We start from the raw sequence: 25244 nt of genomic DNA on the forward strand, positions 1-25244 counted from the left end.
GGAGAGATGAGTTTAATGTTAGATGTTACTAAAATAATCAATGATGTTTTTGATATTCAACTGGCTATTTCTCAAGTTTTAGATCGAGTCTGCCGTCATATCTTGTGGGATTATGCAGAAGCTTGGATTCCTAATCATGAGGAAACTTGGTTAACCTATATTCCTTGTCTAGAAACTGGAAGAGAGCAATTTCAAGAAAAAAGTGCCCAGATTGCCTTGGCTCCTAATCAAGGTTTGCCTGGTAGAATTTGGACCTCTCAAAAACCAGAATGGATTCATGATTGTTGTGATTATTTAGATGATTTATGTGTGGGTAAAAAATTGGCTGAAAAGTCGGGATTTAAATCGGTTTTTGGTGTCCCTATTGTTGCCAACCAAAGAGTCTTAGCGATTCTAGTTTTTTATAAATTAAGCGTTGAAGATTGCCAGGATTATTTGGTGGATTTAATTCAAGCAGTTGTCAATCAATTAGCTTCACCTTTAGAAAAGTCGAAATTGTATCAACAACTAGAAATAGCGAACCAAGAGTTAGAACGTTTAGCTAATCGAGATGGATTGACACAGGTAGCGAATAGACGCGTTTTTGATTCTGTATTAGAAAAAGAATGGTTGCGAATGAAGCGGGAACAAAACTGTCTATCTTTAGTTTTGTGTGATGTAGATTATTTTAAGAAATATAATGATTTTTATGGGCATTTGTCAGGGGATGATTGTTTGATTGAAATTGCTGGTGCATTGACGAAAGCAGCGAGAAGACCAGGGGATTTGGTTGCTCGATATGGTGGAGAAGAGTTTGCTATAATTTTGCCCAGTACAAATCGGAATGGAGCTTGCGATGTAGCTCGTAGTTTACAGAAGGAAATGGCTGATTTGCAGATTATACACGAGGAGTCTGAAATCGATCGGTATGTAACGTTGAGTTTAGGAGTTAGCAGTGTAATACCATCCGATAAGTGGTCTGTAAAATCTCTGATTAATGCTGCCGATCAGGCATTATATCAAGCTAAGAAGTTAGGGAGAAATAGATTTTGTTGTCATCCTTTAGATAACGAGCTGTGTTGATTGATTATAAAGGTTTCCAGCGGAAGTGCTGAGGGGAGACAACGGTCAAATTTATGAACCGCAAATTATGGAGGAAATACAAGAAATTAGTTTTTAGCATAGGGTGGATGGGTATTTTATGCTTGCTCAGTTATATTCTATTTTTGAATCTCTTTCTAGAAAGTATTAATCTAGAGCCTTTACCGGTATCTATTATTCAAGTTGCAGATCTCGATTGTCCTGCGGATTATTCAGTTCTGGAAACTAATCCGATCGCCGATTGGTATGGAAAAGAGGCTTATCCCTGGAGCGATCGCTTACCTTGGGGATGCGTGTATAATATTAAGGACTTTCCGGGAGAAAACAGCGATCGCCAGTTTGAGCAAGCCAAAGCAACAGCCATGGAACACGGGGGAGGAGTCATCTATTTTCCCACCGGAACCTATGAATTTTCCGAGGATCTGGTTTTAGACAATAGAATTATTCTGCGGGGAGAGCGTCCGAAGATAACCAACGCAAAATTCGATGACTTTCAACCCCGCTCCCGTTTGGTTTTCCCCGAGTATAAACCCCAGTTATCGGGAGAAGGAACTGCCAACGACACGGCATTTAAGACGATTCGTACGGCTCATCCTGAAACAGACAGTAATCTAGGGTTAGTCTATTTAGATATTAATCGCGCAGGAGTGCAGATTGTACCAGATTTGAACTCAGCAAAGAACCGAAATATCATCCTATTTGGGATTCGTAGTAATAATGTTGCCTATCCTGACAGTCGAGTACCCGATCGCTCTTTTCAAGATGCTTGGATGCGGTTTGCAAGTCGCTTTAGTGCCAATTTTAAAATTAATGGCTATGAACATATTTTAGTCGCCAATAATCGCATCAACGATCGGATTACCGATACTTATGAGCAACCGGGATATAAAGTGAAAGGACTGAAGAAAAAACAGATTATTACTTATGCTCAAGGTAGTCGTGTCCCTTTCGATTATAGCGCCCATCATGGGATTGCCGTGAATCGCTCTGGCCAGTTCGGTTTAGCAGAAACTCCCAGGACTCAACCTGGATTATTTCGTCACGGAATTACGATTCGAGATAATTGGATTTATCATACGATGCGCTCTGGGATTCAAGCTTCCGGTCAAGGATTGGTGATTAAAGACAATGAAATTCACGATCAACGGCGAAAACAAGTGTGGACTCACCCGACAGGATTACGTCAACCCAGAAATGCTAATACGTTTGAAAATAGAGGGATTGATTGGTCAGGACATCAGGTTACTATTGAGGGAAATGAGTATCAGGTGTATCGCCATCAAATTATGGATAATCGGTATTGGAGTGTGGATGGAGAAGGGATTTTAATTCAAGAATGTTGTGGAGGAACGTCGGTTAAGGGGGCAGTGATTCGGGGAAATCAAGGTAATGCGTATATTGGTATTTATAAAATTCCTGAGATTGAAAATGTGACGATCGCGGATAATCTTCTCTTACCCGCTCCAATTGGGGAATCGAATATTTACGTCAGTGCCGATACCAATCGAGGAGCAAGTGGGATGAATAATGTCAGAATTGAAAATAATCAAGTCCATGGCAATATTGTAGTTAAGGCTTCTCAAGGAGGACGAGGAAATGCGATTATCAATAATCAGGGAACGGGTGAGAGTGTATTAGAGTTTTCTTGTCTAATTTCCGTGACCGGCAATCGTGGGTTTGAGGAAAAAGAGTGCCAATAAGCGAACATTTTTTTGCTCCTCCTGCTAAAATACAATGATAATCATTCTAATTTAAGTCCATGATCATTCCAGGAAAGAGAGTAAGTCAATTGGGGATCGCGGTTTTCACTGCCCTATCTCTCGTCAGTTGTGTTTCTAACTCCAGCACTGAACCCATTACAGGGCAAAATACAGCCGTTGTCGAAGAGCAAGACGGCTTGGAGGTAGTGACCACATTTTTGCCGATTACCCAATTTACGAAGGCAGTGGCGGGCGATCGCGCAGAAGTCATACAATTACTACCAACCAACATCGGCCCCCATGACTTCCAAGCCAAACCTGGTGATGTTCAGGCGATCGCCCAAGCGGATATATTGATTAAAAATGGGTTAGAACTAGAATTTTTTCTAGATGACCTCATTAACAATGCCGAGAATACCGATTTAATCATCGTTGATTCAAGTTCCGGTATTGAACCATTAAAGTTTGCAGAACAAGACCATGATGACCACGACCATGGTGATGAAGACGATCATGACCACGACCATGGTGACGAAGACGATCGCGACCATGGTCATGAAGATGATCGCGACCACGATCATGACCACGATCATGACCACGACCACGACCACGACCACGATCGCGAGCATGGTCACCATGATCATGGAGAATTCGATCCTCATATTTGGCTCGATCCCAAACGAGCAATTGAGCAAGTCGAAAATATTCGTGATGCTTTAATTGCTGCCGATCCAGAAGGAACAGAAGTTTATACCCAAAATGCTGCGGCTTTTATCGAGGAACTGAACAGTTTAGATGCTCAGATTACCGAACAACTGAAACCTTACGCCGGACAAACCTTTATCACCTTCCATGATTTTGCTAATTATTTTGCTCAGAGTTATGGTCTCAGAGCTGAATTCTTGGTAGACATTCCGGAAGAAAATCCCTCTCCTGAAGATGTGCGCCGCTTGATCGAAATTGTGCAAGCCGAACAGATTCAAGCCTTACTCCAAGAGCAGCAAGGAAATACTAAAGCCTTTGAAACTCTAGCTCAAGATCTCAAAATTGAAGTTAGTACATTTGATCCAATCGAAACAGGAGGTTCAACCAGTACTGAACCCACTATGTATTTGACGATTATGGAACAAAATGCAACTAATCTAGCTGACGCTTTAAATGAATAAGTTAACTATTCTGAATCCTGAAACCATTTCTTTCTAAGGTTTCCCCTAATCGATCATTAAGAGGCAAGGGGCTGAGTGCCCCTTGTTAAGCGCAAGTGAGAGCAGGGAATTGAGTGTTGTAGGAGTGATATTCCATCATGAAATCTCTTCAGTTACCATGGGTTTAGCGTATCAAATTATATGTAAAAAGAATTAAGTCATTTCTCCATGTTGTCCAGAATGGGATATGGGTGCAAAATTAAAAATAAGCCAAAGGATTGGAAAAATCAGGAAGCGATCGCAGATCATAGAACGAGAACCATACAAGGATATATACACGAATGCTCAAGCAACTGGATCTCGATCGCTCTCTTGACAAGCACCGCTACAAAATAGAAATAGAAGATCTGATGCAACAGTTGCGATCGCTTCAACACGCCTGTTGGGAAAAAAAATTACCCATGATCGTCGTGCTTGAAGGATGGGCAGCCGCTGGTAAAGGCGCTCTAGTCAAAAAAGTGATTGGGTATATGGACCCCAGGGGATTTGCACTGCATCCCATTTGGCCGCCAAACACCGAAGAAAAAAATTATCCTGTCCTCTGGAGATTTTGGCAGAAAATCCCCCACTACGGCAGCATTGGGCTGTTTTACCATAGCTGGTATACCCATGTTCTCGAAGACCGGCTATTTAATCGTGTTCGAGAAGCTCAAGTTCCCGCTCTGATGCGCCATCTTAACGCTTTTGAGCGGCAAATGAGCGATGATGGTTGTGCGATCGCCAAATTTTGGATTCATCTGAGTAAAAAAGAACTCAAGCAACGGCTCAAAGCCTACGCCAAAGACACCCTCAATGCCTGGCGAGTGAGGGATGAAGATTGGCAACAGGTCAAACGGTATGACGACTATCGGATGCTGGCAGAAGAAATGATTATTCAAACCAGCACTGGGTTTGCCCCCTGGACATTAGTCGAAGGCAACTGTCAACGCTGGGCCCAAGTCAAAGTATTACAAACCGTAGCCGCTACCCTGCGAGAAGCCTTAGATCGCAGTCAAAGTCAACTCATTCCCCCTTCTCTTCCTCCCCAAGAGCATTTAGAACCCACAGAACCGGATTTCCTGGCGCGGGTCGATCTGAGTGCTTCCTTCTCTAAGAAAGAGTATCAGAAACGGCTGAAAAAAGCTCAGATGAGATTGCAAGAATTACAACTGAAGATTTTTAAGGCTAAATTGCCCGTATTAGCCTTATTTGAAGGATGGGATGCGGCTGGAAAAGGCGGAGCCATTAAGCGCTTAACCGATAATTTAGATCCTCGCAGTTATGAAGTCAAAGCCTTTTCTGCACCGACGGCTGAGGAAAAAATGCATCATTATCTGTGGCGATTTTGGCGAGATTTACCGACCTCTGGCAAAATTGGTATTTTTGACCGAACCTGGTATGGCCGGGTTTTAGTTGAACGCATTGAAGGCTTTGCTACCGATACTCAATGGCGGAGAGCCTATCGTGAGATTAACGAATTTGAAGCCATGTTGACCGATGCAGGGTATGTTCTAGTTAAGTTTTGGCTTCATGTAAGTCCAGAAGAGCAGTTAAAGCGCTTTGAGTTTCGCCAGGATGACCCCTTTAAGCAGTATAAGTTAACTGATGAAGATTGGCGAAACCGCGAAAAATGGGGATTATATGAGGTCGCAGTGAATCAGGCCATTGGCCGTACCCATACACCCAATGCTCCTTGGACAGTAGTCGCTGGCAACGATAAGCTTTATGCACGAGTGAAGGTATTGGAGTCTGTAATTGAGGCGATCGAACTGGGTTTAAGAAACCCATGATATTCCTCTTCTGTCACGTTGTGAAACAGGTGCTTCAAATCCTGATTCTTTGATTATCCCTTTCCCTGCTGTATCAGACAACAAAACCCCCCACCCGAAGGTGAGGGGTTTTTATCAGTTAATGATCGGTCCAGAAGGATTTAACCGAACTTACCCGCAGTAGAGGCAATTAAGAAGGCTGCATAGGTCAGGACATAGCCAACAGTGAAGTGAGCTAGACCAACTACACGGGCTTGAACGATAGACAGAGCAACGGGCTTATCTTTCCAACGAACCAAGTTCGCCAGAGGAGTACGCTCGTGGGCCCAAACAATCGTTTCAATCAACTCTTGCCAGTAACCACGCCAGCTAATCAGGAACATGAATCCAGTTGCCCAGACCAAGTGTCCGAAGAGGAACATCCAAGCCCAAACAGCCAGGTTATTCATGCCGTAGGGATTATATCCATTGATCAACTGAGAGGAGTTTAACCACAGGTAATCGCGGAACCAACCCATGAGGTGGGTAGAGGACTCATTGAACTGAGCCAGATTTCCTTGCCAAATAGCCAGATGCTTCCAGTGCCAGTAGAAGGTTAACCAGCCCAGAGTATTCAGCATCCAGAACATGGCGAGGTAGAAGGCATCCCAAGCAGAGATGTCGCAAGTACCACCACGACCGGGGCCATCACAGGGGAAGCTGTAACCGAAGTCTTTCTTATCGGGCATCAGCTTGGAACCCCGTGCATCCAACGCACCTTTCACAAGGATTAAGGTGGTGGTGTGCAGACCAAGGGCGATCGCATGGTGAACCAAGAAATCACCAGGGCCAATGGCCAAGAATAGAGAGTTAGTACCACTGTTAATAGCATCTAACCATCCAGGAAGCCAAACGCCGTTAGCTGCGGAAGTAGCAGCACTATCAGCGTTCGACAGCAAGAAGTCAAAGCCATAGATGGCTTTACCAGAAGCAGCTTGAACCCATTGTGCAAATACAGGTTCAATTAAGATTTGCTTCTCAGGAGTACCAAAGGCAACCACAACATCATTGTGAACATAGAGTCCCAAAGTGTGGAAACCGAGGAACAAGGAAACCCAGCTTAGATGAGAAATCAGAGCTTCTTTATGTTCGAGCATCCGAGCCAATACGTTGTTCTTATTGGCTTCTGGATCGTAGTCCCGAACTAAGAATATCGCACCGTGAGCAAAAGCTCCCACCATCAGGAATCCAGCAATGTACTGGTGATGGGTGTATAACGCTGCCATGGTTGTGTAGTCCTTAGCCATAAAAGCATAAGGAGGCAGAGCATACATATGTTGAGCTACTAGAGAAGTAATCACACCCAAGGAAGCCAAGGCTAGACCGAGTTGGAAGTGGAGGGAGTTGTTGATGGTGTCATACAACCCTTTATGTCCTTCACCTAATGCTCCACCAAAGGGAGTTCCACTTGGGGGATTGTGAGCACCCAAGATTTCTTTAATGCTGTGACCAATACCCCAGTTTGTGCGGTACATATGTCCCGCAATAATAAAGACCGTGGCGATCGCCAAATGGTGATGAGCCATATCGGTGAGCCACAGAGACTCAGTTTGGGGATGGAAACCACCTAAGAAGGTTAGAATTGCGGTTCCTGCACCTTCAGATGTGCCAAACACATGACCAGCCGTATCTGCATTTTCCGCATATACGCCCCAGTTCCCTGTGAAGAAGGGAACCAAACCAGCCGGGTGAGGCAAAGTGCTAAGGAAGTTATCCCAGCCCACGTGCTGACCGCGAGATTCGGGGATTGCGACGTGAACTAAGTGACCGGTCCAAGCCAGAGAGCTAACACCGAATAAACCAGCCAAGTGGTGATTCAGACGGGATTCAGCGTTCTTGAACCAAGACAAGCTAGGACGGAAACTGGGCTGGAGGTGTAACCAGCCAGCGAACAGCATCAACGAAGCTAGAACCAAAAGGAAGATAGCTCCTTGATACAGATCGCCATTCGTCCGCATTCCAATGGTGTACCACCAGTGGTAGACACCAGAATAAGCAATGTTTACAGGGTTAGCAGCACCAGCTTGAGTGTAAGCATCGATCGCTGCTTGTCCAAATTGTGGGTCCCAAATCGCATGAGCAATGGGACGGACATTGAGAGGATCTTTGATCCACTGTTCAAAGTTACCTTGCCAAGCTACGTGGAACAGGTTGCCAGAAGTCCACAGGAAGATGATTGCCAGATGACCGAAATGGGAGGCGAAAATCTTTTGGTAAAGATTTTCTTCCGTCATTCCATCATGGGTTTCAAAATCGTGGGCGGTAGCTATCCCGTACCAGATCCGACGAGTTGTGGGATCTTGTGCGAGGTCTTGGCTAAACTTGGGGAATTTCGTTGCCATGTTTAAGTCCTTCTCGACCTCATCCTACTGCAATAATGCGAGCCAGGAAGAATGCCCAAGTAGTGACAATTCCTCCCAAGAGGTAGTGGGCTACCCCTACAGCGCGACCTTGAATGATACTCAAGGCGCGAGGCTGAATCGCGGGTGCGACTTTGAGCTTATTATGGGCCCAAACAATCGATTCAATCAACTCTTGCCAGTATCCACGACCACTAAAGAGGAACATGAGACTAAAGGCGAAGATGAAGTGACCGGCTAGGAACATAATGCCATAGGCGGACAAAGCAGACCCGTAGGACGTAATCACTTGAGATGCTTGCGCCCACAAGAAATCACGTAACCAGCCATTGATGGTAATTGAGCTTTGGGCAAAGTTACCAAAGGTGATATGGCTAACACTGCCATCCGGAGAGACCGTACCCCAGACATCCGATTGCATCTTCCAACTGAAGTGGAAAATCACAATAGAGAGGGAGTTGTACATCCAGAACAGACCCAGGAAGACATGATCCCATCCTGAGACTTGACAAGTACCGCCCCGACCCGGACCATCACAGGGGAAGCGGAAGCCCAGATTGCCTTTGTCAGGAACTAGACGAGAGCTACGGGCATAGAGAACACCTTTGAGCAGGATGAGTACCGTAACGTGGATGGTAAAGGCGTGGATGTGGTGAACCATGAAGTCGGCTGTTCCCAGCGCGATCGGCATCATAGCTACTTTTCCACCAACAGCTACGACATCGCCACCAAAGGCAGGACTTACACTAGCCAACGCATTGGGGGCTGTGTTACCAGGAGCCAGATTATGTAGATTCTGTACCCACTGAGCAAAGATAGGCTGAAGTTGAATTGCCGTATCCGAGAACATATCTTGGGTACGACCTAACGCACGCATGGTGTCGTTATGAACATACAAGCCAAAGCTGTGGAAGCCTAGCCATATGCAAACCCAATTGAGGTGAGAGATAATTGCATCCCGATGACGAATCACCCGGTCTAACAAGTTATCAACATTTTTCGCAGGGTCGTAGTCACGAACCATAAAGATAGCTGCGTGAGCGCCCGCGCCGACAATCAGGAATCCCCCAATCCAAACATGGTGAGTAAACAGGGAGAGTTGAGTCGGATAGTCTGTAGCGATGTATGGATACGGAGGCATCGCATACATATGATGAGCCACAATGATACTCAATGATCCCAACAACGCTAGGTTGAGTGCCAGTTGAGCGTGCCAAGAGGTTGTGAAGATTTCATACAATCCCTTGTGGCCTTCTCCAGTGAAGGGGCCTTTGTGAGCTTCTAGGATTTCCTTCATGCTGTGACCAATACCCCAGTTGGTGCGGTACATATGGCCAGCAATGATAAAGAGGACGGCGATCGCCACATGGTGATGGGCTGTATCAGACAACCACAATCCACCAGTGACCGGATTGAGTCCACCTTTGAAGGTTAAAAAGTCACTGAAAGCACCCCAATTCAGGGTAAAGAAAGGCTGGATTCCACCGAGACCTCCCCACTCTACACTGGGGTATAGTTCCGTCATCAAGCTGGGATTGAGAATAAACTCATGGGGCAAGGGAATATCCTTGAGAGCTACTCCAGAATCCAACAACTTGTTGATCGGTAAGGAAACGTGGATTTGGTGACCGGCCCAACCGAGGGAACCACAACCGAGCAGTACAGATAGATGATGGTTCATCATCGACTCCACATTCTGGAACCATTCCAGTTTGGGAGCTGCTTTGTGATAGTGGAACCAACCGGCAAATAACATTAAGCCAGCCATCACCAACCCACCAATCGCGGTGCAGTAGAGTTGGTAAGAGTTGGTGAAGCCGGAGGCTCTCCAGAGTTGGAATAACCCAGAGGTAATTTGGATTCCGTGGAATCCACCACCAACATCACCGTTAAGAATATCTTGGCCGACAATGGGCCAAACCACTTGGGCACTCGGTTTAATTCCGAGAGGATCGCTCAACCAAGCTTCATAGTTTGAGAATTTAGCACCGTGGAAGTAAGCGCCACTTAGCCAGACAAAGACAACAGCTAAATGACCGAAATGGGCACTAAAGATTTTTCTAGATACGTCTTCTAGATTGCTGGTATGACTATCGAAATCGTGAGCATCGGCGTGAAGATTCCAAATCCAGGTTGTGGTTTTGGGTCCTCTAGCTAGGGTTCTGTCAAAATGACCCGGCTTGCCCCATTTTTCAAATGAAGTGGGGACTGGGTCTTTATCGACGACCACCCTCGCCTTTGCTTTTTGCTCCTTTGGGGTAGTTGTCATTGAGACTCTCCTCTCTTTAGACAAGTAGCGTCATTACAGAACGCTAGGCACTACTTAATCGGGTTAGTTCTGTGAGGGACTTTAACGTGGTTTTGGGATCTATTCGGCTATCTCTTGATGTTCAAGATTAGATTTCTTGATGTTCAAGAGCGGTTTTTTTTGAAGATGTGGGGCTATGTAAAGCTTTGTTACTGAATTTGAGGAATTTTAATTTCCTTACTCAGGACATTGCCCTTTTATAGCCTTTTCTCTTTGATCCCGATACTCCGAAGGTTTCACTAGGATCAAGCGATCCAGAAGGTCACCGGTTTTAAGTAGTGTACTGACTGTGAATTATAGGACTTGTCTTCCCTTTGAGGAAGCTACTTAACAATAATTCAAATTTGCCTTCATCAAGTGTGGGGTTAAATCTTCAGATAGCTTTTTGTTCAAAAAACAGAACAAAAGTCAATAATCTATCAATAATATTTACAAAACTCAATGGAATGAAGGAGACCCAGTTTAGAGACTTCCAGGTTGGTGATAAAATAGCGCTGTACTTTAACGTGCAAGGGATTAAGGATGTCGGTGTTGCGTCAGAAAATCGGGAAACGCATGGTTTCAAGCCTCTTAGGACTCATGTTAGTGCTGGGTCTATCCCTGGGAGTTGTCAGTTGTGGGGATCAAGGAAGCCTCAATCTCCCCAATCCCACCTCCGGGATCTCCAATCCTCTTAAGCGGGAAACTCCCCCCAAAATCGCTGAAGTCTCACCCCCAGAAGCCATCCAAAAACTACGGCCAATTCTCGAAAGCTACCAACCCCAAGTCACAATCCTCAATCCTCAACCTGAGCAAACACTCCAAGACACCACCTTTACCCTAAAACTCGAAGTTCAAGACTTACCCATATATAAAGACCCGAATCTAGCTCTAGGACCTCACCTGGAAGCGATCCTAGACAACGAACCCTACACAACTCTTTACGACCTATCCCAACCGGTTAGGTTTAGCAACCTCAATCCGGGAACCCATACCATTAGAGTATTTGCCACGACTCCCTGGGGAGAGAGCTTCAAAAATGAAGGTGCTTACGCCCAAACCACGTTTCACGTCTTTACGCAAACTGAAGACCAAATCCCTAATCCTGACCTTCCCCTGCTCACCTACAGCAATCCCATCGGTACGTATGGTGCCGAACCCATTCTGTTAGATTTCTATCTCACCAATGCGCCTCTGCATGTTGTCGCGCAAGAAAATTCAGAGGACAATATTCTAGACTGGCGGATTCGGGCATCGGTAAATGGAGAAGAGTTTATCCTCGATCGCTGGGAACCTTTGTATCTGAAAGGATTTGACCGAGGCAAAAACTGGGTCAAACTGGAAATTCTAGATGAACTGGGTAACCCGATTAACAATGTTTTCAATACGACTGCTCGGTTGGTAACCTACGATCCTGAAGCCACGGATACCCTGTCTCAACTGATTCGAGGTGAAATTAGTGCTGAAGTGGCCCAAAGTATTGTCGATCCAGACTATATCACTCCTGCTGTACCAGAGACGGAAGTTTTAGAACCGCAGGAAGAACCAGTAGCGGCGGAGGAAGAAGTTCCGGAAACTCCAGAGGTAGAGGAAGAGGTTTTGGAAACTCCAGAGGTAGAGGAACCTGTAGAAGAAGAGGTTTCTGAAACTGTGGATGTGGAAGAAGAGAGTCTAGAAACTCTAGAGTCAGAATCGATGGAAACGGTAGAACCAGAAGAAATCATACTGGAATCTTCAGGAGTGGAAGAGGAAGCGGAACCAGTTGCTAGTGAAACTCCAGTATGGCGTAAGCAACTAAATCTGAATCAGTGGCGCGATCGCCTAAAATCCAAATGGAACCAACTTGATGTTAAGTCTATTAATCCCTTTGGTAATAAAGCTGTAGAGCCAGAAGAGACTTTGGAAATCGCCCCTGAATCTCCGGTTGTAGAAGAGGTGATTGAATCCCCTTCTGAACCCGAAACTATAGAAGAAGAAATTGAAACTCCAGAACCCGAAGCACTTGAACCCGAAGTTATAGAAGAGGAAATTGAGGCTCCAGAAGCGTTGGAAGAAGACGTTCAAGAGGCGATCGAATTTCCCGATTTAGTCGATTCTGCGCCTTTGGAAGAATCGATAGCTCCTATAGAATCTCCTCCTCTGGAAATCTTGAATAACCCTTCAGAAATAGAAGCATCTGAATAGCAACCAATGCTTCCTACTCCACAGATAGAATCAATGGAGCGCGTTAACTAGAACTGCTCTATTCCCTAGTACCAATCGCTATATCCGATCGCTCTTGGGTAAAATAATGGGGCCAAATGCGATCGCAGAACAATAGAGTGCCACCAGACACACAAAGGGGAACCGTTAAGATATTGATAAACGGAACACTCACCAATCCAAAACACACTAAGCCAAACGTGGCACTGGCGGGAAACGTGCGCCAAACTAAGGTTAACTTTTGCCGAAACGGAAGCTTGCGGCGCTCTAGAGGGGAATCAAAAAAATCTAGGCAAACGAGGGTTGTCGCTAAGGTTAAACTGCCGATGCTAAAGACTAGGGTTCCGATTGCCGGAATAAAGTTAAATAGCAATAAGGGAATACCAGCGATCGCCATCAACAGTAGTTTTTTCAACTCAAACAGGATGGCTCGCCAAATATCCTGGGCGATCGCCAACGGATGAGTATTGATCTGCGGCAGTTGTCCCAGGCGTATTTTCTCAATTTGTTCTGATAATTGACCATACCAGGGAGACCCTAAAATTGCCCCAAACTGAACCAATAAAAAGCCTGTAACCAGAAATAAAACCAACAGCATCAAAACATTTAACAGCCAATGGACGACAACTGCAAACCCAGTTAAAAACCCTAACCACATCGGTAAACTAGCGATCCATTGATTCCACTGAAACGTCCACTGCTGTGTCAGAGTATCCACCAGTTCCAAACCGGGAAACACTAAACCCACATAGAGCGCAATACCAATCAAGATATTGATTAAAATCGGCACAATTACATAACCGCGCAATTTAGGCTGATTCACCAATAATGCCAAAGCGCGAAACGGGTAAGTTGCTCCAGCAATCAATCCCATGGGAAGATTAAACATAGCGATCGCACCTTATCGTAAATCCAGAGAGAGCATCACATGGCTATCCGTCATACATTCTCCACAGATCATCTACAATTATCCTACCTTCAATGGCATTGCTCAGGCACAGAACCCGTGTTGTTATTGCATGGTTTAGCCGATCATGCCCTCGTTTGGTCAAGTTTCGCTTCCTCCCTAGGGCCAAACTTCCATTGCATTGCCCCCGACTTGCGCGGCCATGGAGAAAGTGATAAACCCAAAACCGGATATACCTTCGATCGCCTGATTACCGATTTAGAAGCATTAATGGATCATCTGGAATGGGAAAGCGCCCATATTGTTGGTCACTCCTTTTCCGCGAAATTTTTACCCCTCTGGGCAAGTCAGAATTCCCAACGTTTCCGGACGATGACCTTAGTCGATCCCTTTTTTATTGATAAAATCCCCAATTTCTTTGAGGTCACTTTTCCCTTACTCTATCGCGTCTTGCCCTTCTTGCAAGGGATGGGCCCCTTTAACAGTTATCAGGCTGCCGAAACCAAAGCCAAAACCCTCAAACAATATCAGGGATGGAGCGATTTACAACAACAAGTTTTTCAAGATAGTATCGAATCTAAACCGGATGGTACTTGGGGAAGTAAATTCACTGTTGATGCTCGCAATGAAATCTTTAAAGAAGTTATGCAAGTTGCTGGACTGACCCAACCCCTAAACCTGCCCACTTTATTAATTACTCCAGAAAAAGGCCTCAATCGCACAAACTGGCAATTAAAACCGTACCGCACTTATCTTCAGAATTTAACAATTGAAACAGTCCCCGGTAACCATTGGGCCTTTTTAGTTGAGCCAGAATCCTTTAATCAAGTTTTAGGTGATTTTTTGCAAAGTTATCTCTCTTCTGTCACTCAGAATTCCCCGGAGTGACAGCAATGCAGAGTCTTATTGCCAATAAAAGAATCAGAGTTCCACCTCTCTTTTTGCGAATTACGAAAGGGACAGAAGGGGGATAATTGGAATGACTATTGCCTTTTGTCTGCTCCATCACTATCCCCTAGCCCAAAGTGCTATAAACCGCTAGAGTCAAGACTGTTAGCCTCGTCAGCAGTCGCGGGCAAATGCAGTCCACATTCTTGTTTAAGACCTTGGAAGCGGGTATCACGTTCATGTCCATCTTCCAAACTGAGTGGGCGAGAAGAATGCCAATCTCCAACAGTCATATATCCCTCATCAAACAACGGATGATAGGGTAAATCATGAGCAACTAAATATTGGTAAACATCCCGTGAATTCCAATTCAGAATGGGTAAAACCTTATAAATATCGCCTTGACGATTAATAAACTGTAAACTTTTACGATGATCGGTTTGGTCGCGGCGCAAACCCGCTAACCAAGCAGTGACGTTAAGTTCTTTTAACGCTCGTTGCATGGGTTCAACTTTACGAAGTTGATCGTATTGATTTAATGCTTCTACTGTACCTTGTTCCCAGAGTTTGCCATAAATGGCTTCCATATGGGCTGGACTCATGGGAGATTGGTAAATTTTTAGGTTGAGGTTGAGTTTGTGGGTTAAATCATGGGCAAAGCGATAGGTTTCTGGAGGTAAATAGCCCGTATCTACCCAAATAACTGGGATATTGGGCGCAACAGAAGTGACCAAATGGAGCATCACAGCCGATTGAATGCCAAAACTGGTACTCATGGCTAGACCTTCGCCAAAGGTTCTAGCAGCCCATTGCACAATATCCCTAGCCTCAATATCGGAGAGCTGTTGGTGTAGGGTTTGAGTATCGAGGTTGGGTAGCGCGGTAATGGTTGAATTCATTAATGATTCAGGTTCCTAAGCGGTAGTAGTAGACTGGATTATTCATATCAGGTTATCAAAGGATGGAGATGAAGGGGAGAATTTAAACCTTAAGTCAGGAATTTCCCATTGGTATAGCGCTGCCCGCTAGGGTGGAGCAATTAGGGGAAGCTCATTTGTGCCATTGACTTAGAGTCAAGAGCGGCAATTCCTTCAGAAACCTTAACTTTTTCCTATTTTTGCTCGAAGAAGTGGCGGTGCAGGAGCAGGAGAGGGCTGATAGGGCTGAACGGAGCGCAATAACGATCCGTATCACCTCAGAGGTCGCGAACGTCCTTGCTGAAGCGACTGTTGAGAAAAAAAACAGCTCATTCAACAGTGAAGGGAACGTTGGGTGCAACTGGAGATCGAGCCACAGCCTTTGAGTTACCCTTAAACAGCCATCTCATTATGTTTTAGAAAGTCTAATTGCCGTCTCCAATTCTCGTCGATCCCTTTTAGACATTTTAGGTTTCTGTTTTAGAAAATCCACCAGTATTGTAACTTCAAAAAAAACTGGATTTCTGACATGAGGCTCTCTTGATAGGTGAACTTCAACCCTGTATTCTCCATCAATTAATAAAGTATAAAAATCCATGTCAGGCTCTGGAATCCAGTGCAAAAGAAATATTTCATCTCCTAAATTTGGGAAATGGGATTTAAGGATCGTTCTGAGCAAAGTACATTCTGGGCTATAAAGGATTGCATCTCTAGATTTTTCTAATTGTTCAGAAATTGGGAATAAAACCACGCTCGAATACCACTTACAAATAACGTTTACGCTTGGTTTGGGCTTGAAATTGGTTTGAGTCCCGCTAAGGGTTTAGTGCTTTCTGGATCGCCCTCTTCATCTGGAAGAGGATGGATCGGGTTGTCTGCCACTTGTGGGGTACTGAGGGTGTTGTCGCTGGGTAGGAGTTTCAGGAACGGAAGGGGTAGAAGGGAGGAGAGGTTAGTGAGGGTAACTAACAGGGCAAGGTTGTCGAAGGTGTTGGGGGTAATGCCAAAGCTATGCATGAGAAGAGCGCCCAACTCTTGGGAGACGACATGGGACAGGTTGGCAATGGACATGAGCAGAGCAAACAGGGTGGCTTCGATACCAGGGGGGCAAAGTTTCGCGCAGAGAACAAGAACCGGCATAAAGGCAATTTCGCCAATGACGGTGAGAATTACGCTATCTCCTAGGCTAAACCACCGATCTCCAATCCCCAAGAGTCGATTTGTATGGGTAACCAGCAGTACCGGGGTGAAGCCAAAAAGGACAGCTATGACGGTACTCCAACCAAAGATTTGCCGGAAGGGAACGGCTTTGAGGAAGCGTTGAAAAATCCAAATGCCAATTAATCCGGCAATACTGGTAAATAGACGCACGCGACCCAGAAATTCCGGTTGAAAGCCTAATTCGTTGGTGGTGAAAAAGAAAAAGGCAGAGTCGGAGGAAGGAGTGGCTTGCCAGAGGAAGAGGAAGAGGGTGGGTTTCCAGATGGAGGGGAGCAATATCGCTTCTTTAAGCTGCGATACTTGGTGTTTGATGGTATTCCATGCTGGAGTAGAGTCCGTTACTGGGGATTCGACGATCAGCCCCGCTCCTATGGCTACAATTAATGGGAAAATTGCTGTAATGCCAAACACTTGTTGGGGAGTCAGAATTTCTAATAACCATCCACTTAAATAAGCTGTGATTAATCCTCCTAGGGCTGACGTTCCCCAACAGAGAGATTGTAGCGATCCGACTTGGCTGGTGGATTCCGTTCTAGCTCGTTCAACTACAATGGAGTCGGCAATTACGTCACTGATGGCAACTGAAAGGGAGCTAAGGGCGATCGCCCCTGTTGCCATGACTGCACTATCAACAACTGTTGCCAATACTACCCAAGCCAAACTCCCCAACAAACCCGACAAAATCAGATAGGGACGGCGACGGTAGCCCAAAATCGGCCAACCATCAGACATAAATCCCCACAGGGGTTTAATAATCCAAGGTAGGGCTGCCACTCCCGTGAGCGCTGCCACTTGGGCAGGAGAAAGACCCAAGTCATCTTTGAGAAAAAAACTAATGGCTAATCGAGCCAGACTTAAAACCCCTTGCACGAAATATACCAGCAAAATAGCCAGTAATTCTGGGGTGGGTTCATTACCCAATAGCAGTTTTTTGAACAGATTCTGGGAGCCAGAGGAGGAAAAGCCAATCATGTTACAAATCTTTATATTCCTTAGTAACTATGATAGCGCTTTGATGAGCGGGGGAGTGGGGGAATGGGGGAAACGCGGAAACATGACCCATTGCTGCCTATTCTCTATTCCCTATTCCCCATTCCCTCTCTAGTCTCTCGATTTCCGCGCTCCGATCGCGGCTGCACCATAATTAATCCGACAGCCTACATTAAAAATACTTGCGCCACATTCTAAAGGCACCACCTGGTCGTTGAGAATCGCGCTACAACTGACATACTGATCGCCATTGGTATCCTTAACCATACATTCAATTGGGGTTGCACCGGCCTGTCTTGACCAGAGCCTCATACCCAAAGCCGCCACTTCATGTTGCCAAAAGAAAACCGTTAGAGCGATCGTCACTAGAACCGCCCCCACCAGTCCAACTTTCAGTTGCCAACTGGCCAATATATTACCGACCTTGGTTTGCAGAGGTTCCAGAAAGCTGGTCTCCTCTTTTTGTTCAGTCACCGTTTCCACGGGTTTAGATAATTCTGAATTTCCTTGAGTTTCAGACATGGTATGGCTCCTGTAGTTTTCAGCTCAAGCGAGTCTTTGTCGATAATTATAGGAGATTTGCACAAAAGCTGGTTTCTGTGAACTCCGGCTGGTCTCAGAGCAGTGGATCGGAGATAAACGATGCAAAACTTAACATAATCTCAGAGAGACTGCGATCGAACATTGTCCCCAGACTCTGATAGACTGATACACTGAAACCGGCTAAATATAAGCATTTCACTGAATTACCTCTAGGGAGAAAAACTGTGATTGAAACCACATTGGGATTAGAAATTATAGAAGTGGTCGAACAAGCGGCGATCGCCTCTGCTCGTTGGATGGGGAAAGGGGAAAAAAACACCGCTGACCAAGTCGCTGTAGAAGCGATGCGCGAACGCATGAACCAAATCCACATGCGCGGACGTATCGTCATCGGAGAAGGAGAACGGGATGACGCTCCCATGCTCTACATCGGTGAAGAAGTCGGCATTTGCGCCCGTGAAGATGCCAAAGACTTCTGCAACCCCGACGAATTAGTCGAAATTGACATCGCCGTTGACCCCTGCGAAGGAACCAACCTCGTCGCTTACGGTCAACCCGGTTCCATGGCTGTGCTTGCCATTTCTGAAAAAGGCGGACTCTTCGCTGCTCCCGACTTCTACATGAAAAAACTGGCAGCTCCTCCAGCGGCCAAAAACCATGTAGATATCCGCAAATCAGCGACCGAAAACCTAAAACTCATCTCCGAGTGTCTCGATCGCTCCGTAGAAGAATTAGTCGTTGTCGTCATGGATCGGCCTCGTCACAAAAACCTGATCAACGAAATTCGTAGCGCTGGCGCAAGAGTTCGCCTCATTGCCGATGGAGACGTATCCGCCGCCATTTCTTGTGCCTTTTCCGGAACCAATATCCATGCCCTCATGGGAATTGGAGCCGCTCCCGAAGGAGTCATTTCCGCTGCTGCCATGCGCTGCTTAGGGGGTCACTTCCAAGGTCAACTCATCTACGATCCAGAAATCGTCAAAACCGGCTTAATTGGCGAAAGCAAAGAAAGCAATCTCGAACGTCTACGCAGCATGGGCATCGAAGACCCAGACCGGGTATACAATGCAGAAGAACTTGCCTGTGGAGAAACCGTCTTGTTTGCCGCGTCCGGCATTACCCCTGGAACCCTCATGGAAGGCGTTCGCTATTTCCACGGTGGAGCCAGAACCCATAGCTTGGTCATTTCCAGTCAGTCCAAAACTGCCCGGTTTGTAGACACTGTTCATATGGCTGACGCACCCAAGAATATCCAATTAAAATAGGATAACTTTTCAATTACAGTCGTTTCTGCTGTCAACGATCTCCCCAACCCCCTTTTTTAAGGGGATGGGGAGATCGGGGGATAGGGGGTTTAATCAAAGGAAGTAGAACACCCTAAAACTCCATCTCCATAGGGGCTTCAATGAAACTGAAGCCATCTTTTCTTTATAATCTGCCCAAAATCTTAGCAAGTTGTCTTAACAAACATTAACCCATGAATGTTGCAGTTATCGGTTTAAGCCATAAAACAGCTTCCGTTGAAGTTCGAGAAAAACTCAGTATTCCTGAACCCCAACTCGAACAAGCCATCACCACCCTCAAGCTCTATCCTCATATCGAAGAAGTTGCCATTCTAAGCACCTGTAACCGCTTAGAAATCTATGTGGTGATTCGTGACAATCAACAAGGCGTTTGGGAAGTGACCCAATTTCTTTCCGAACATAGCCAACTGCCCCTCTCCCAATTGCGTCCTCACCTGTTTATTCTCCTCCATGAAGATGCAATTATGCATTTAATGCGCGTGGCAGCCGGATTAGACAGCTTGGTACTCGGTGAAGGGCAAATTTTATCGCAAGTTAAACAAGGTCATAAACTCGGCCAACAGTATAAAGGTGTGGGTCGGATTCTCAACCGCTTAATGAAACAAGCGATTACTGCGGGGAAACGGGTACGCACGGAAACCAACATCGGCACAGGTGCAGTTTCTATTAGTTCAGCCGCGGTTGAACTTGCCCAAATGAAATTAGAAACCCTGGAAGAATGCAAGATTGCCATTATTGGTGCGGGTAAAATGTCCCGTTTGTTGGTACAACACTTGCTCTCCAAAGGCGGTACTCAAATTAGTATTGTCAATCGCTCCATGCAGCGCGCTGAAGAATTAGCCAATAAATTTAGTGAGGCTTCTTTAGCGCTTCATCCCATGGGAGAAATGATGGAGGTGGTTCAGGCATCCGATTTGGTTTTTACCAGTACTGGAGCAACTCAACCCTTATTAAATCGTGCCAATTTAGAACCCATTGTTAATCCAGAACGCCCCTTAACTTTAATTGATATTTCGGTTCCTCGGAATGTGGATGCTGATGTGAGAGAGTTACCCTCAGTCAAACCCTATAATGTGGATGACTTGAAGGCAGTGGTTGCCCAAAATCAGGAAAGTCGCCGTCAAATGGCGATGGAAGCTGAAAGCTTATTAGAAGAAGAAGTAGAAGCGTTTGAGGTATGGTGGCGCAGTCTGGAAACTGTACCGACGATTAACTGTTTACGTCATAAAGTGGAGACGATTCGCGAGCAAGAGCTAGAAAAAGCCCTTTCTCGTTTGGGGTCTGAGTTTGCGGAGAAACATCAAGAAGTGATTGAAGCACTCACCCGTGGAATTGTGAATAAAATTCTACACGATCCTATGGTACAACTGCGGGCCCAACAGGATATTGAAGCTCGCAAGCAAGCCATGGAAACTCTGAAGACGTTGTTTAATTTGGAGATCGAGGCGGCTTCTAGTAATCAATATAGCTAGGGGGAATGACTGGTTATCGCTCTTCCTTGTGCTATCCGGTGGATTTCGATCGCCCTAAATCCCCCTTATCCCATAGGAGATGGGGGGATGAGGGGAATAATTTGCGGATTTATTTGGGATTGGAAGAAGGCGTGTAGTCGGCGATCACAAAAATAAAGATTCCATGGATCGCCAACAGTCCCAACCAGCCTAAGCTAAACCAAGTCAGCCAGAGGAGGGTATCCGGCTTAATTTGATGAACAAACCAGAGTCCGGAGTTCGTTGCGGCATATATCGCTACATGGAGCGCAAAGTTCATCCGGTCATCTAAGCGGCGATAGTCTGGATCGTTGTTACGGTCGGGTTTTCGAGGCCAACGTGGAGGCATAGGTGATAGGGCGCTTCGTGCTAAGGAATGGGGAATAGGGAATGGGTATTGTACTCAGGGTTTGAGTCTGTAACCATGCACCTCATAGGAGCGTTTAACGCTCTACCCTCAATGTAGAATAAATCGAATCCTGAATCAATCGGCTCCCTTCGACACTCGGCTACGCTGCGGCGCTTCGCTCAGGGAGCATCAGCCCCTTTCTCCCCATCCATTTCCCCGTGTCTCCGTGTCCCCGCGTCCCCGATTCCCCCATCCCCCTATGGTTCAACTGATTAATATTGGATTTGGTAATATCATTCATGCCAATCGAGTCATTGCGATTGTCACTCCAGAGTCAGCACCGATTAAACGGGCGATCGCCGAATGTCGCGATCGCGGACAATTAATTGATGCCACCTATGGTAGACGCACCCGCGCTGTGATAATTATGGATTCAGGCCATGTTGTTCTATCTGCCATTCAACCAGAAACCGTTTCCCACCGGCTGATGTCTCAAAAGGGTAACCGGGAATCTTAAGGGAGCAGAGGATAACGTTTAGAATACATTGGGAATGATACAAACGGTTGGGACAGGAAAATTAGTGGTTATTACGGGCCCAAGTGGGGTGGGTAAAGGGACGTTAGTGCGATCGCTGCTCAAGCGTCATCCAGATATTTATTTGTCAGTCTCAATGACCACTCGTTCTCCTCGCCCTGGAGAAGTGAACGGTAAAGATTATTTTTTTGTCACTCCAGAACAGTTTCAAGATTTAATCGCTGCGGAGCAACTGTTGGAATGGGCCCAATTTGCTGGTAATTATTATGGCACGCCTCGCCAACAGGTCGAGGAAAAAATCAAGCAAGGAATACTGGTATTATTAGAGATTGAGTTAGAAGGCGCTCGGCAGATTTGCGCCTCCTTTCCCGAAGCTCTGAGACTCTTTATTTTGCCCCCATCGATGTCCGAGTTAGAGCGCAGATTACGCGATCGTCAAAGCGAATCTCCAGAGGCAATTACCCGCCGTCTCAACCGTGCCATCATCGAAATTGCTGCCGCAGACGAGTTTGATGTGCAAATTGTTAATGATGACTTCGATCGAGCCTTAGCGGAAGTTGAGTTGGTCTTATTTCCTGGTTTACCCGAGTTGAGCCTACAATCTTAAGCGATCAATCCTTAGCATAAGAATTAGCCTTTCTCCGATATCAACACCGTTTAAGACTGAGCTGCCATGGCTTCTTCTACCCAACTATCAAATGTCTCTTGATTATCCTCAATCCACTGATTGACATGACGTTCAATATCTTCCGGTTGGTCTTCTCCTTGTTCCATCAGATTATTTTGGCCGCTAATATCTTCAATCGGAATTTGTACGACCTCAAATAGCTTTTTCGCCGCAGGATTTTCATCAACAAACTTCTTATTGGCCAAAATTCTCATGCGATCGACTGGGAAACCCAGGTTTTTTCCTTCAGCCGTTGTATCTGCTTCAGTTAACTCCGTTTGTCCTTCTGGTAAATCAGTTTTAGAAACTTGTAACCAAATGGTGTCTTCCCCAGGTTTCAATAAGCTCCCGACCCAAAATGGAGTCCACATATAAAACAGGACAGGTTCACCTTGATTATAGCGAACGATGGTTTCAGCAATTAATGCTCCAAACTGCCCTTGATCGTTTTCTACCGTATCTCGCAAGCCGTAAGCGTCTAGATGATGCTCAATGGTCAATTCACAAGCCCAACCTGAGTTACATCCGATTAAGTTGGCTTTACCATCGCCATCACTATCAAAGAGTTTAGCAATTTCTGGGTCTTGTAACTGCTCTAAATTGGTAATCTGATACTTATCTGCTGTCTTTTTGTCAATTTGATACCCCTGTAAAAGGTTGGGTACAATGACTCCAAGTTTGCTTAAGTTGTCCTCACCCCCACTATTTTCATACAATTGGGTTTGGTTATTTTCCCAATGATTGGTGGTGTAGTCCACGTCTCCATTGGAGATTGCCACAACCATCGTTGCAGTTTCAAGTTCTGCGGGTTCTGGAGTCTCATATCCCAATTTTTGTAGGGCTTTATTGACGATCTGAGTTTGAAACCGTTCTTCTAAAAGACTCGTATGAACAGATTGAACGGTTATTCCAGTACCCGGTAAGTCCGTGTTTTCGGAGGAAACTTCACTCTGAGTAGTTGGAGTATTGGAGGGTTGACAGGCGATCGCCCCTAAGAGCAATCCCCCGACTATCGTACCCCAGGCGACAGTCTTTGTTCTCAATTGGATCATAGTTTAATCAGTGGATACAACAATCAAATATTTCATCTTTTGATTGGGTAACCTTAGCATACGAGGTTACCGTACTGGTCTAATCTTGAAAAATCATCAGACTTCCCGTATAACATGCCACCCAAACTTGATGGGTTTCGGGGTCATAGGTTACGCCAATGGGAGCCGCTTCTGTGGAAACCGTTTGCAGGACTTTCATATCCTGAGTGCGAATCTTACTCAGGGTATCGGAATTGTAATTGACTACATATAAAAATTGTCCATCATCAGATAAGACCATGCTGCGGGGGGCACTCCCAGTGGAAACTTTACTAACAATTTCTCCAGTTTTGAGGTCTAGTTTCCCGACTTCGTTATCCAGATTAAAACTGACATACAAATAGGATTCTAAGGGGTCTAAATTTAAGTGACGAGGAGTGACTCCAACCTGGTTAAACCATTGCACAGAATAGTCATTGAGGTTGACTTTGGCAATATCATCCGATCCCATAATGGCAACATAGGCAAATTGAGATTGGGTATCCACTTCAATTCCCCGTGGATAGGCATCAAGGGGAATACGCTTAATTTCTTGATTCTGTTGGGTGTCAATGATACTTAAGTCCCAGCTACACCAGTTGGAAACTAGAACCAGGCGATTATTGGGGGTGGTGGCTACATATTTGGGTACAGATCCCACCCAGATGACGTTTTCAATTTGCAGGGTTTCGGTGTTGATGCGATAGAGGGTGGAGGGGTCAAAGTTGGCATCGGGATGACAGACATCATCTCCAGGACGATTAAATCCGGGGCCGTACATTTGATAGTTGGATACCCAGGCATATTGACCGTTATGAGAAAAGGCGGCTTCTACGGGCGATCCTTGGAAGAGTCCGCTATATTCGGTATGACCAAAGGCTTCTAAGTCGACGCGATCGCTGATTGTTCCGACTAAATTATACTCCCGGTCGTAGACGGTGACCGTATGGGAATACATCATATTTTGGGCGAAGAATAGACCATTTCCTGAATGTACGATTGATTTAGGCGAGAGGTTCCCACGAATCACGTGGTTGAGCGTCATGGGGCTGGAATCGGCCCAGATGGTCTGTTGAACGGTGTCGAGTTGCTGTTGATAGTCTGCTTTGAGGCTAGGAATCTGAGTAAACTGGGGATGATTGGGGGGTAGGGTGTCGAGGGTGGAGATCGCCTGTTGCCAATAGGATTTTACTTCACGCCATTGAGCCTTGGTTCGTGCGGTGGACGTTAAAGAATTGGCTTGATTAACCGCATTTTCCACATCTTGCCAGCGATCGGGTGTGGCTTGGGGTTCTGGTGTGGGTTCGGATGCAGCAATTTCCCACTCATACAAAGATTGCGCCACTTCTCCGTCTTGGATCAAGATTTCCGTGGCAAATAGATAAGTACCGAGGATAGACGCAGGTAAAGAAAGACCTAAACAGAAGGATTTGAAGCGCCACAGTCGTCTGTATCGTCTGCGTACCTTGCGAGGAACCCTGTCAGCAGGCTTGAGTTGTGGGCTAACACCAGGATGTTTAGCTAAAGTTTGGGTTGCAGATTTGCCCACTCTAGAGGGAGCGTAGGTTAGTAATACCATGAAAGTAGGAACTGTACTGAGTCATTGCTAGTTGTTTTTGAGGGCAGCGATCGTGGATACTCAAAATTAGTATGACCCCACCTGTGTTCCCTAGGATTGTACCGACTTTTGTTCCTTAAGTCTTCTCTTGATTTCTATAATCCCGTATGGATGATTTGAGATT

General features: G+C 45.7%; 20 protein-coding genes. 10 read left to right on the forward strand and 10 right to left on the reverse strand.

Features of this window, described 5'->3' with window-relative positions:
* Positions 1 to 15 precede the first annotated feature (15 nt).
* The 4 genes from J7545_RS05370 to pap all read left to right on the forward strand — a co-directional run bounded on the left by J7545_RS05370 (position 16) and on the right by pap (position 5754).
* Positions 16 to 1062 carry a sensor domain-containing diguanylate cyclase gene (locus J7545_RS05370; RefSeq protein ID WP_318700034.1) on the forward strand — a complete coding sequence of 349 codons (1047 nt, stop codon included), beginning with the start codon at positions 16 to 18 and terminating at the stop codon, positions 1060 to 1062.
* 53 nt (positions 1063 to 1115) lie between these two features.
* Positions 1116 to 2780, forward strand: coding sequence for a hypothetical protein (locus J7545_RS05375; RefSeq protein ID WP_318700033.1), 1665 nt, complete (start codon positions 1116 to 1118; stop codon positions 2778 to 2780).
* A gap of 59 nt (positions 2781 to 2839) precedes the next feature.
* Positions 2840 to 3946: a metal ABC transporter solute-binding protein, Zn/Mn family gene (locus J7545_RS05380; RefSeq protein ID WP_318700032.1), complete on the forward strand. Its 1107-nt coding sequence runs from the start codon at positions 2840 to 2842 to the stop codon at positions 3944 to 3946.
* 320 nt (positions 3947 to 4266) lie between these two features.
* Positions 4267 to 5754 carry a polyphosphate:AMP phosphotransferase gene (gene pap / locus J7545_RS05385; protein ID WP_318700031.1) on the forward strand — a complete coding sequence of 496 codons (1488 nt, stop codon included), beginning with the start codon at positions 4267 to 4269 and terminating at the stop codon, positions 5752 to 5754.
* 140 nt (positions 5755 to 5894) lie between these two features.
* Here pap and psaB read toward each other — a convergent pair whose 3' ends face one another.
* Positions 5895 to 8114 (reverse strand): photosystem I core protein PsaB, encoded by a 2220-nt coding sequence (gene psaB, locus J7545_RS05390; protein ID WP_318700030.1) that lies wholly within the window; start codon positions 8112 to 8114, stop codon positions 5895 to 5897.
* Between the two features lie 19 nt (positions 8115 to 8133).
* Positions 8134 to 10401: a photosystem I core protein PsaA gene (gene psaA / locus J7545_RS05395; protein WP_318700029.1), complete on the reverse strand. Its 2268-nt coding sequence runs from the start codon at positions 10399 to 10401 to the stop codon at positions 8134 to 8136.
* 594 nt (positions 10402 to 10995) lie between these two features.
* Between psaA and J7545_RS05400 the strand changes: the two genes are divergently transcribed.
* Positions 10996 to 12603 carry a hypothetical protein gene (locus tag J7545_RS05400; RefSeq protein ID WP_318719270.1) on the forward strand — a complete coding sequence of 536 codons (1608 nt, stop codon included), beginning with the start codon at positions 10996 to 10998 and terminating at the stop codon, positions 12601 to 12603.
* Positions 12604 to 12661: 58 nt separating this feature from the next.
* On the opposite strand, the gene J7545_RS05405 is transcribed toward J7545_RS05400, so the two are convergent.
* On the reverse strand, positions 12662 to 13510 hold the full coding sequence (locus J7545_RS05405; RefSeq protein WP_318700027.1) for an EI24 domain-containing protein: 849 nt from the start codon (positions 13508 to 13510) through the stop codon (positions 12662 to 12664).
* Positions 13511 to 13549: 39 nt separating this feature from the next.
* On the opposite strand from J7545_RS05405, the gene J7545_RS05410 reads away from it, so the two are divergent.
* Positions 13550 to 14416, forward strand: a complete 867-nt coding sequence (locus J7545_RS05410; protein WP_318700026.1) for an alpha/beta hydrolase — start codon at positions 13550 to 13552, stop codon at positions 14414 to 14416.
* 140 nt (positions 14417 to 14556) lie between these two features.
* On the opposite strand, the gene cysH is transcribed toward J7545_RS05410, so the two are convergent.
* The 4 genes from cysH to J7545_RS05430 form a co-directional block, all read right to left on the reverse strand.
* Positions 14557 to 15315 carry a phosphoadenosine phosphosulfate reductase gene (gene cysH, locus J7545_RS05415; RefSeq protein ID WP_318700025.1) on the reverse strand — a complete coding sequence of 253 codons (759 nt, stop codon included), beginning with the start codon at positions 15313 to 15315 and terminating at the stop codon, positions 14557 to 14559.
* 427 nt (positions 15316 to 15742) lie between these two features.
* Entirely contained in the window at positions 15743 to 16084 is a 342-nt protein-coding gene (locus J7545_RS05420) for a hypothetical protein (protein ID WP_318700024.1), read from the reverse strand.
* Positions 16085 to 16110: 26 nt separating this feature from the next.
* Entirely contained in the window at positions 16111 to 17526 is a 1416-nt protein-coding gene (locus J7545_RS05425; protein WP_318700023.1) for a folate/biopterin family MFS transporter, read from the reverse strand.
* 129 nt (positions 17527 to 17655) lie between these two features.
* Positions 17656 to 18066 (reverse strand): hypothetical protein, encoded by a 411-nt coding sequence (locus J7545_RS05430; RefSeq protein ID WP_318700022.1) that lies wholly within the window; start codon positions 18064 to 18066, stop codon positions 17656 to 17658.
* 248 nt (positions 18067 to 18314) lie between these two features.
* Between J7545_RS05430 and glpX the strand changes: the two genes are divergently transcribed.
* Positions 18315 to 19352 carry a class II fructose-bisphosphatase gene (gene glpX / locus J7545_RS05435; RefSeq protein WP_413038722.1) on the forward strand — a complete coding sequence of 346 codons (1038 nt, stop codon included), beginning with the start codon at positions 18315 to 18317 and terminating at the stop codon, positions 19350 to 19352.
* 212 nt (positions 19353 to 19564) lie between these two features.
* Complete coding sequence (locus tag J7545_RS05440; RefSeq protein ID WP_271945352.1) at positions 19565 to 20863, forward strand: glutamyl-tRNA reductase; 1299 nt, start codon at positions 19565 to 19567, stop codon at positions 20861 to 20863.
* Between the two features lie 109 nt (positions 20864 to 20972).
* Here the strand turns inward: J7545_RS05440 and J7545_RS05445 are convergent, their stop codons facing one another.
* The gene (locus J7545_RS05445) at positions 20973 to 21230 is read right to left on the reverse strand and encodes a 2TM domain-containing protein (RefSeq protein WP_318700020.1); all 258 of its coding nucleotides are present in this window, start codon (positions 21228 to 21230) and stop codon (positions 20973 to 20975) included.
* Positions 21231 to 21489: 259 nt separating this feature from the next.
* Here J7545_RS05445 and remA point away from each other — a divergent pair, with 259 nt between their 5' ends.
* Positions 21490 to 21747: an extracellular matrix/biofilm regulator RemA gene (gene remA / locus J7545_RS05450; RefSeq protein WP_318700019.1), complete on the forward strand. Its 258-nt coding sequence runs from the start codon at positions 21490 to 21492 to the stop codon at positions 21745 to 21747.
* Positions 21748 to 21781: 34 nt separating this feature from the next.
* Positions 21782 to 22372, forward strand: coding sequence for a guanylate kinase (gene gmk, locus J7545_RS05455; RefSeq protein ID WP_318700018.1), 591 nt, complete (start codon positions 21782 to 21784; stop codon positions 22370 to 22372).
* Between the two features lie 50 nt (positions 22373 to 22422).
* Here gmk and proX read toward each other — a convergent pair whose 3' ends face one another.
* Positions 22423 to 23484, reverse strand: a complete 1062-nt coding sequence (proX, locus tag J7545_RS05460; protein WP_318719271.1) for a glycine betaine/L-proline ABC transporter substrate-binding protein ProX — start codon at positions 23482 to 23484, stop codon at positions 22423 to 22425.
* Between the two features lie 79 nt (positions 23485 to 23563).
* Positions 23564 to 25081, reverse strand: a complete 1518-nt coding sequence (locus tag J7545_RS05465) for a YncE family protein (protein WP_318700016.1) — start codon at positions 25079 to 25081, stop codon at positions 23564 to 23566.
* Between the last annotated feature and the right edge of the window lie 163 nt (positions 25082 to 25244).

Source organism: Roseofilum sp. SBFL (assembly GCF_017746885.1).
Taxonomy (GTDB): domain Bacteria; phylum Cyanobacteriota; class Cyanobacteriia; order Cyanobacteriales; family Desertifilaceae; genus Roseofilum.

What these genes read in the sequence shown, in the direction of transcription:
- J7545_RS05445 (WP_318700020.1), bottom strand. Translation starts at nt 21,230, where the DNA reads ATGCCTCCACGTTGGCCTCGAAAACCCGACCGTAACAACGATCCAGAC.
- pap (WP_318700031.1), top strand. Translation starts at nt 4,267, where the DNA reads ATGCTCAAGCAACTGGATCTCGATCGCTCTCTTGACAAGCACCGCTAC.
- J7545_RS05430 (WP_318700022.1), bottom strand. Translation starts at nt 18,066, where the DNA reads ATGTCTGAAACTCAAGGAAATTCAGAATTATCTAAACCCGTGGAAACG.
- psaA (WP_318700029.1), bottom strand. Translation starts at nt 10,401, where the DNA reads ATGACAACTACCCCAAAGGAGCAAAAAGCAAAGGCGAGGGTGGTCGTC.
- remA (WP_318700019.1), top strand. Translation starts at nt 21,490, where the DNA reads ATGGTTCAACTGATTAATATTGGATTTGGTAATATCATTCATGCCAAT.
- psaB (WP_318700030.1), bottom strand. Translation starts at nt 8,114, where the DNA reads ATGGCAACGAAATTCCCCAAGTTTAGCCAAGACCTCGCACAAGATCCC.
- J7545_RS05425 (WP_318700023.1), bottom strand. Translation starts at nt 17,526, where the DNA reads ATGATTGGCTTTTCCTCCTCTGGCTCCCAGAATCTGTTCAAAAAACTG.
- J7545_RS05405 (WP_318700027.1), bottom strand. Translation starts at nt 13,510, where the DNA reads ATGTTTAATCTTCCCATGGGATTGATTGCTGGAGCAACTTACCCGTTT.
- J7545_RS05410 (WP_318700026.1), top strand. Translation starts at nt 13,550, where the DNA reads ATGGCTATCCGTCATACATTCTCCACAGATCATCTACAATTATCCTAC.
- J7545_RS05465 (WP_318700016.1), bottom strand. Translation starts at nt 25,081, where the DNA reads ATGGTATTACTAACCTACGCTCCCTCTAGAGTGGGCAAATCTGCAACC.
- proX (WP_318719271.1), bottom strand. Translation starts at nt 23,484, where the DNA reads ATGATCCAATTGAGAACAAAGACTGTCGCCTGGGGTACGATAGTCGGG.
- cysH (WP_318700025.1), bottom strand. Translation starts at nt 15,315, where the DNA reads ATGAATTCAACCATTACCGCGCTACCCAACCTCGATACTCAAACCCTA.
- J7545_RS05370 (WP_318700034.1), top strand. Translation starts at nt 16, where the DNA reads ATGTTAGATGTTACTAAAATAATCAATGATGTTTTTGATATTCAACTG.
- J7545_RS05400 (WP_318719270.1), top strand. Translation starts at nt 10,996, where the DNA reads ATGGTTTCAAGCCTCTTAGGACTCATGTTAGTGCTGGGTCTATCCCTG.
- gmk (WP_318700018.1), top strand. Translation starts at nt 21,782, where the DNA reads ATGATACAAACGGTTGGGACAGGAAAATTAGTGGTTATTACGGGCCCA.
- J7545_RS05380 (WP_318700032.1), top strand. Translation starts at nt 2,840, where the DNA reads ATGATCATTCCAGGAAAGAGAGTAAGTCAATTGGGGATCGCGGTTTTC.
- J7545_RS05375 (WP_318700033.1), top strand. Translation starts at nt 1,116, where the DNA reads ATGAACCGCAAATTATGGAGGAAATACAAGAAATTAGTTTTTAGCATA.
- J7545_RS05440 (WP_271945352.1), top strand. Translation starts at nt 19,565, where the DNA reads ATGAATGTTGCAGTTATCGGTTTAAGCCATAAAACAGCTTCCGTTGAA.